Origin of the sequence: Duganella radicis, from assembly GCF_009720825.1 — a bacterium.
Lineage (GTDB): Bacteria > Pseudomonadota > Gammaproteobacteria > Burkholderiales > Burkholderiaceae_D > Rugamonas > Rugamonas radicis.
Window position 1 is genome coordinate 144,968 of the sequence record NZ_WNKY01000013.1, and the last position, 7,980, is coordinate 152,947.

8 protein-coding genes are annotated in these 7,980 nt (G+C 67.0%); 3 read left to right on the forward strand and 5 right to left on the reverse strand.

Annotated features, from left to right (window positions below):
- Positions 1–18 precede the first annotated feature (18 nt).
- Positions 19–804 carry a MipA/OmpV family protein gene (locus tag GM676_RS14380; RefSeq protein ID WP_155464331.1) on the reverse strand — a complete coding sequence of 262 codons (786 nt, stop codon included), beginning with the start codon at positions 802–804 and terminating at the stop codon, positions 19–21.
- Positions 805–948: 144 nt separating this feature from the next.
- Between GM676_RS14380 and GM676_RS14385 the strand changes: the two genes are divergently transcribed.
- Both GM676_RS14385 and GM676_RS14390 read left to right on the forward strand, forming a co-directional pair.
- Entirely contained in the window at positions 949–1,611 is a 663-nt protein-coding gene (locus GM676_RS14385; protein ID WP_155464332.1) for a glutathione S-transferase family protein, read from the forward strand.
- A 70-nt stretch (positions 1,612–1,681) separates the two neighbouring features.
- Positions 1,682–2,674 (forward strand): SDR family oxidoreductase, encoded by a 993-nt coding sequence (locus GM676_RS14390; protein ID WP_155464333.1) that lies wholly within the window; start codon positions 1,682–1,684, stop codon positions 2,672–2,674.
- Positions 2,675–2,680: 6 nt separating this feature from the next.
- Here GM676_RS14390 and GM676_RS14395 read toward each other — a convergent pair whose 3' ends face one another.
- Together GM676_RS14395 and GM676_RS14400 are read right to left on the reverse strand one after the other, a co-directional pair.
- On the reverse strand, positions 2,681–3,172 hold the full coding sequence (locus GM676_RS14395) for a phasin family protein (RefSeq protein WP_155464334.1): 492 nt from the start codon (positions 3,170–3,172) through the stop codon (positions 2,681–2,683).
- A gap of 132 nt (positions 3,173–3,304) precedes the next feature.
- A complete protein-coding gene (locus GM676_RS14400) occupies positions 3,305–4,618 on the reverse strand; it encodes a M24 family metallopeptidase (RefSeq protein ID WP_155464335.1) in 1,314 nt (437 codons plus the stop codon).
- A gap of 79 nt (positions 4,619–4,697) precedes the next feature.
- Here GM676_RS14400 and GM676_RS14405 point away from each other — a divergent pair, with 79 nt between their 5' ends.
- Positions 4,698–5,486, forward strand: coding sequence for an alpha/beta fold hydrolase (locus tag GM676_RS14405; RefSeq protein WP_229262685.1), 789 nt, complete (start codon positions 4,698–4,700; stop codon positions 5,484–5,486).
- Here GM676_RS14405 and GM676_RS14410 read toward each other — a convergent pair.
- Positions 5,483–5,959, reverse strand: coding sequence for a hypothetical protein (locus GM676_RS14410; RefSeq protein WP_155464336.1), 477 nt, complete (start codon positions 5,957–5,959; stop codon positions 5,483–5,485). The two genes, GM676_RS14405 and GM676_RS14410, sit on opposite strands and share 4 nt — an antisense overlap.
- The coding region (locus tag GM676_RS14415) for a beta strand repeat-containing protein (protein WP_155464337.1) at positions 5,956–7,980 on the reverse strand (2,025 nt) is incomplete at its 5' end. The genes GM676_RS14415 and GM676_RS14410, both read right to left, overlap by 4 nt.

The window sequence follows — 7,980 nt, forward strand, 5'->3', positions numbered from 1 at the left end:
ATGATACTCCAAGGCAGCTTAGAACCTGTAGACCAGCGCCGTCATGACCATGGGCGTGGTCTTGCGCTTGGTCAGCGGGCTGTCGGCCGCATCGCCGGTCAGGCGCGATACGCCGAGCACGCTGCGCACCGCCCAGTTGCTGTCGATCACGTGGCTCCAGTTGACGCCGGCCGTCACGTTCTCGAAGCCGGCCTTGGCGGTGTAGGCCTTGTAGCCCGAGGCCGCGCTTTGGCGGGCGGTGACGCCGAAATAGGTTTGCATGTGCTTGCGGTCGCCATACTCGGCCGACGCGCCAAAGCCGATCTGGTCGGTGGCGCTGGTGTACAGTGGCGCTTCCAGTCCCAGCGTGTAAGTGCTGCCATATTCGCGGTGGCCGAGGTTCTGTTTGGTGGTCAGGCTCAGGCCGACCGTGCCGACCTGATAGCCCACGCTCAGCACCGCCTGCGCCGCGCCCTCGATGTTGCCCATGCCTTTCAGCGCATCCGAGCCGGAAAAGTAGTTTTCCTTGTGGTCCTTGCGGCCGCCGTTGTAGCCGAGCGCGCCGCTCAGCTTGAAGCCATCGACTTCGGTCGCGTAGCCGATGCCGCGCTGGGTGCTGAGGAAGAAGCCGTTGGCGTAGGTTTTTTCAAGGAAGGGCAGGGGCAGTACCCGGCTCTTGTCGGCGCCGGCGTATTCCGGCACGTAGGCCAGGCCGACGCCGGCCGTGAAGCTGTCGCCGCCGGCAGCAGGCTTGGCTTCTTCGGCAAAGCTCTTGCCGCTGAAAGCGCACAAGGAGACGAGGGTGAGAGTGATCGCGTAGCGCATGGTGGGTTCCCGTTCAGTGGTCCGCCGGTGCCTGATTGCCCGGCTTAAGACCGCGAGAGTTTCCCAGCAATTGCAGTCCGCCGCTATCGCCGTTGCTGAAGTATCATGTGTTGAAATCTTTGGTATCGCATTCCGGAGCCGACCATGTCATTGACCCTGTACTACCATCCGCTGGCCTCGTTCTGTCACAAGGTGCTGATCGCGCTGTACGAGAACGGCACCGCCTTCGACAAGCGCATCATCAACCTCGGCGACCAGGCCGACCGCGCCGAGCTGGAGGCGATCTGGCCGCTGTGCAAATTCCCTGTGCTGCGCGACAACACCCACCGGCGCGATGTGCCGGAGACTTCCATCATCATTGAATACCTGGACCGCCACTATCCGGGCGCGCAGCCGATGATCCCGGCCGACTGGGACGACGCGCTCGATGTGCGCTTGTGGGACCGCTTCTTCGATAACTACGTGCAGGAGCCGGTGACCACCATCGTCACCGCCCACCTGACCGGTCTGAGCTGCGACCAGACCAAGGAGCGCACCAAGCTCAAGACGGCCTACAAAATGATCGAAAAGCGCATGAGCACGCGCAGCTGGATGTGCGGCGAGAGCTTCAGCCTGGCCGAGTGCGCGGCGGCGCCCGCCTTGTTCTACGCCGCCACGCTGTTGCCGTTCCCGGAGGAATATCTCCACTTGCAGGGATACTTCGAACGGCTGGTTTCCCGCCCCTCGGTCAAACAGGTGCTGGAGGAGGCCAAGCCGTACTTTCCGATGTATCCCTTCGCCAGCGATATTCCCGACCGCTTCCTCTAAGCGCGCCGCCGCACAGTGCGCGGCGGCGAAACGGCGAATGATGGCCTTTCTTATCGAGAAAGGAACCGTCATGGATACACCCAACCATTCGCGCCGCGCGCTGGTCGGCGCCGCAGCCACCGGCCTGTTGGGCGCGGCGGTCGCACCCGCCGGTGCCCAGCCCGGCGCGGACGCCGCCGCCCAGCCGCCGCGCGATCCCCTCAATGCTTATCCCAAGCCGCCATTTCCGAAACAGCAGCAACCATGGCCGGGCCTGGCCAGCAAGATGACGCCGCGTCCCGACCATGGTGAAACCAGTTACAAGGGCTCGGGGCGGCTGAAGGGGCGCAAGGCGCTGCTGACCGGCGGCGATTCCGGCATCGGCCGCGCCGCCGCGATTGCGTATGCGCGCGAGGGGGCCGACGTCGCCATCAACTACCTGCCTGCCGAGGAAGAGGATGCGCGCGAAGTGGTGCAATTGCTCCGCGCCGAAGGCCGCAAGGCGGTGGCGATTCCCGGCGATATCAAGGACGAGGCGTTCTGCAAGAAGCTGGTGGCGGACGCCGCGCGCGAACTGGGCGGACTCGATATCCTGGTCAACAACGCGGCGCGCCAGTTTTCGCGCGACAGCATCGTTGACATCACCAGCGCGCAGTTCGACGAGACCTTCAAGACCAATGTGTACGCCATGTTCTGGATCACGCGCGCCGCCGTGCCCTTGCTCAAGCCGGGCGCCACCATCATCAACACCGCCTCGGTCAACGCCTACGACCCCAGCGAAAACCTGATCGACTACGCCGCCACCAAGGGCGCGATCATGATTTTCACCAAGGGACTGGCCAAGCAACTGGCCTCGAAAGGCATCCGCGTGAATGCCGTGGCGCCGGGACCGTTCTGGACCCCGCTTCAGGTGACTGGCGGCCAGCCGCCGGACAAGCTGCCGGAGTTTGGCGCCGACACGCCGCTCAAGCGGCCGGGCCAGCCAGCCGAGCTGGCCGCGGTCTATGTGCTGCTGGCGTCCAACGAGTCGAGCTACGCCAGCGGCCAGGTGTATGCCGCCACCGGTGCGCGTGGCGGCCCGTGACGCTGCTTAGTTTTTATTGCCTTCGCCCGCGCTCTGCACCGAGGCCGCCTGCGGGAAGGCCTGGTTTTGCTGCGCGATGGAGGCGAAGCGGCTGGCTTCATCGGCCAGATGCTTGCCCGCCGCCTTGCGGCCCGCATCCGCCAGTTCAGTGGCGGTGCGCGTGGCTTGCGGCACGTGCTCCTGCGCGATCTGGTTGATGTCGGCCTGGAAGTCGGTCACCACCTTGGCCAGTTGCTGGTGATAGCTTTGCAGCTTGTGCAGCAGTTCACCGGTCTGCTGCGGCGCGTTTTCCGGGTTGCGTTCGTTTGGCGGGGTCAGTAGCGCATAGCGCAGCGCGGCGGTGGAGTTGTCCAGCACTTCACGGCTGAACTGCACATTGACCTCCGACAGTTGGCGCAGCGAGCGCAGCACCGACTGGGTCAGGTCGGCGTAATAGTCGATGCGGGCCTCCGCATGATTTCGGGCTGCCGGGGACAGCGTTTCCACAAACGAGTTCATAAGCGTGCTCCTGTTGGGATGAGGGGGCCAAAGACACAGGGGCGGACGATTTGGCCTGTCGTCCGCCCCCGTATCATCGCAAATGTCTGCGCTTTTGGGCACTCCAGAGCCCAGTGGAACTATTTGTTTTTCCTACTCAACAGATGGGGCCGGCCGTGGCAGGAGGAACAGCGATTTCTGCCGGCCGTTGATGTAGCGGACGCCACTTTCATCAAAGTAGGCATCCTCCTCCAGCATGATGCGCACCGGCTCTTTCCAGCCCGGTATCGTGGTTGCCGCGTTGAGTTCGATCGAGTAGGCGGTCTGGTAGCGCAGCACGTCGTCGCCGCTGCCCGGCACGCCGCCCTGCATGTCCCACATGCCGATCGCCGGCCCGGCCGCGTGGCCGTGGTAGCCGATCGGATGGGTGTAGATGGTGGCGGCGATGCCTTCGGCCTTGGCCTGCCTGAGCGACGCGGCCAGCACCGCGTTGCCGCTGCGGCCCTGCCTGAAGTTACCGGTCAAAATATCCTGCAAGCGGTTGGCGCTGGCAAAGGCCTTGACCAGCTCGGCCGGCGCGGCGGTCTCGCCCGGTTTCAGCACGTAGGCGTGCTCCTGAATGTCGGTGTTGAGGCGCAGATAGGTGATGCCGATGTCGACGTGCAGCAGGTCGCCCGGCACGATGATGTCGGCGTTGGCCAGGCCCTTGCCGGCGCGCTGGATTTCCACCGAGGGATGGAACCAGGTGTCGTAACCCAGGTCGCGGATCTTCTGGCGGAACCACCACACCACATCGTCGGCGGTGGTGATGCCGGGCGTGATCACGCGTTCGGAAAAACCTTCCTCGATGATTTTATGGGTGGCGTTCACCAGTTGCGGATAGATCTGCATCTCGCGCGCGGTGCGTGTCTCCAGCCAGCGCACGGCCAGCGGCTCGGCCGATACCACGCGCTTTTTCAGCTCGGCGGGCAGGGCGGCCAGCAGTTCGTTGTATTCGGTGTGGTCGATGCCGTCGGCGTGGGCGAAATGGGTGGAGGTGTTGAGCGCGATCTTGTCCGGATTGCGCTGCCTGATGATGTTCACCAGCGCCGCCCACTGGTCCGGGAACTTCTTCATGTCCCAAGCGGCGGTGATGCTCTTGCCGACGTTGTAGCGCGCCACGGCCAGCCGTTCCACCTTGCCGGTTCTGGCGTCGCGGTAGAACACCAGCACCGTGCGGCGGCGCGCGTTCAGCCATTCGGCCGGCAGCATGGTTTTCAGCACCGGGTCCTCGTTGTATTCGCGCGAGACCACCACCCACATGTCGATGCCGGTTTGTTCCATCGCGGCCGGCAGCAGATTGTCAAAGCGGTCGACCAGCAGTTCATTGATGACGGTGGCCTGGTCGCGCACCGACAGCACTTGCTGGGCCCGGGCTGGCACGCCCGCGGCCAGCAGCAGGGAGAGGGCAAAGAGGAATTTTTTCATCCGCCGATCTTGAGCCCGGTTTTTGGCAATGTCAATCAACAATATTTATAATGGCCGTTGCATCTGCAAAGGAGAGAACATGGCAGCACCTTCGGTTTTTTATCTGCACGGCGGTCCCGGGCTCGGTCCGGTCTTCGAGCGCGCCCGTTATCCGGACGCCAGTCACGTCCATTGGTGGCACCAGCCGCTGGCCAAGCCCTGCGCCGCCCGCCCGTATCTGGACCTGCTGGAAGCCGCGCTGACCGAGTTGCGCCGCGTTGCCGCCGAGGCCGGCCAGCCGCTGACGCTGATGGCCAGTTCCTTCGGCGCCCATCTGGCGGTGCATCTGGCGCGCCACGCGCCGGAGCTGATCAAGGACATCGTGCTGCTGGGCCCGACCTTCAATCCGGAAGACGCCGCCCTGCGCTTCGCCCGCCGCGCCTTCCGCGTGCATACAGGCCACGAGCACGCCGGCAAGCTGGCCACCGCGCTGGCCATGTATGAGGACGATCCGGGCCGTCCGCGTTTCTGGGATGTGTTTGGCGCGCTGTCGTTGCTGCCGGACGTCACCGGCCTGTACTTCGGCCCCAACGGCGGCGAGCAGGCGGCGCGCTCGTTCGCGGAATTGATCCAGCAGCCGGGCGCCTTCGACGGCCCGACCTCGGTGGCCACCTCGGACGACTTCTCGGCGCTGGACCACACGCCGGTGCAAAGCGCCTTCACCGGGCCGGTGTCGGTCCTGTTCGGCGCCTACGATCCAATGATCGACGCCGACAAGGACCGCGCCGTGTGGGAGATCATCTTCCCACAGGCGGCCTTCTTCAAGGTGGAGACGGGCCACTTCCCGCTGCTGGAACTGACGCTGGAGGAGTGCCTGTCGCCGGCTTAATTGGCGGCCTTGTCCTGCTGGATCAGCTTGGCCAACTGCGATTGCGGGCCGACCGCGTCCAGCGTCAGGATTTTATCGGCCGGAATAGTTTGCGATTCCGGCCCGTGCCAGTCGTTCTTGCGGCGGCTGACCACCCGGTTGCCGGGCTGGCCGTTGGGCTGCTGGTAGGTCTGGATGTAGTACACGTCGCCCAGCCGGATATAGGCCGGCTTGGCCTCCAGCAGCACGCCGTAATACACCTGGCCGTTCGCCAACTGCACGCTGTACAAGCCGCCCAGCGGGCCCGGCGCGATCACGCGCTCGGCGCTCTTGTTCCATTCACCGGCGGCCGACGCCGCCAGCGCGCCGGCGCCCAGCAGTCCCAGCACCAGCGCCAGGTTCACCTGCCACGCCTTCCAGCCGCCGGCTGGCGCGGCGGGGCGGAATTCCACTGCTTTCGGGTACGTGATGTTGTCGTCGATCTGCGCGCTCATGCTGCCTCCCCGGCGTTAGTTTGGTTGGATGGATTGCGGCGGCGTTGCAGCAACAGCAGCATCAGGCCCGCCAGGCTCATGGCCCAGGTCGATGGTTCCGGCACCGGCGCCGCCACCGCGCCGAGCAGGTAGTTGATGCCGAAGCCGCCGCTGACGCCGCCGCTGGTGGTCAGCGCCGCGGCGATCTCCAGGTTTTGCGTGCCGGCGCCAAACAGGCCCAGGTCCAGCGTGCCATCGCTAAAGAAGCTTTGCGCCTCGCCCAGTGTGGTGAAGGTTTGCGTGTAGATCAGCGTGCCGTGGCTGTTGATGCTCAGGCTGAATGTGTCGAAGCCGCTGTTGATGCCGTAGCTGGACAACCAGCCGACAATCAGGTGGCCCGACTGCGTGGTCTTGAACTGGAACTCGCCGCTGGTCAGATAGGTCAGGCTGCCGCCCGCCGGCGCCACGTCGGGCGAGAACGACGCCCCTTGCACGCCGCTGCCGATCACCACGCCATCGGTCAGCGCCGCCGCCACATGGGTGGTGCCGGCGAGCAGGGCGGCGCTGTCGGCCGGCGCGCCGGTGACGCGCGACAGCGCTTGCGGGGTATAGGCCAGGTTGACCAGTTCCGACGCCGTGGCGCTGGCGCCGCCGCTGGCGGCCTGCGCACTGGCGTAGCTGTAGCCGCTGCCGCCGCCCACCGGCGCCGTGGCCTTGGCGGTGGACAGGGCCAGGCCGTCGCTGGCGCTGCCGATGGCGCTGACCTGGCCGCTGTCGCCCCGGCCGCTGGCGCTGGCGCGGATGCTGCCATTGCCGACGCCCTCGGCCTGCGCCACCGAGCTGATCTGATGGCCGATGGCCTGGCTGTTGGCCTGGCTGTAGCCGCCGGCCTGGGTGCTGCGCGCCAGCGCATAGGCGTCGGCATTGCCGTAGCGTTGCGCCGGGTTGCCATAGCCGCCGTTGGCGGTGGCGCTGGCGACGGCGGACGCGGGCGCGCGCACTTCGGCGCGCGCCGTGGCGTCGCCGCCCAGGCCGTAGTTGCTGGAATGTGAACCGCCGCTACCGCCGGTGGCGTTGGCGCTGCCTTGCGCCGAACCGCTGGTTTGCAGCAGCAGGCGGCTGTCGGCGTTGCCGCCATTGGTGGCGGCCGTGTCCGTCCACGAACCGCCACCGCTGCCGCCGCTCGCGTTCAGCTGCACCTGAACACTGCTGGCGTTGCTATCGGTCAGGCTCAGCCAGGACTTGCCCGCACCCGCCACGCCGTTGATGCTGGACGCCGTGCCGCCCCAGGCGCTGCCGGCGTTGCCGCCGTTGGCGCTCTGCGTCAGCGACAGGGCGCCATGGGTGCTGCCGCTGACCGCGTCGACCAGCGCCGAATCGGCGCCGTTGCCGGCGTTGGCGCCGTAGTAGCCGGCCGCGCCGTGGCCGCCGGACTGGGTCAGGCGCACGGTCACCGCGCCGCTGCCGGAACTGCCGGCGGCGGTGCTGCCGCTGGCGACGCCGCCGGAACCGGCTTGCAGGGCGCCGTAGGCGCCGGCCTGGTTGCTGCCGCCATCGCCGCCGGCCACGGTCAGCACCACGTCCACGCTGTTGGCGCCGCTGCTGGCGCCGCGTGCGCTGGCGCTGGCGTTGCCGCCGTTGCCACCGGTGGCGTTGGCGTAATGGCCCCAGCCACCGGCGCCGCCGGTGGCGTTGCCCGCCACTTGCACAGCGCCGGCGCCGCTGCCGTCGAGCTGCAAGCTGGCGTTGCCGCCATTGCCGGCCAGGTTGTAGGTCGAGCTGCCGCCGGTGCCGCCGGCGGCGCTACCGCTCAGCACCAGCCGGCTGGCCACGCTGTCGCTCAGCACCAGGCTGGAACTGGCGTCGCCGCCCTTGCCGGCGGCGTGGTAGCCGGAGCTGCCGCCGTCGCCGCCGCGCACATTTTGCGTCAGCGACAGCTGGCCGCTGGTGCTGCCGGCCACCGCGTTGCTGAGCGAGGCGGCGGTGCCGTCGCTGCCGACCGCGCCGGCCACGCCATCGCTGCTGGCGCCGCTGCCGCCGGC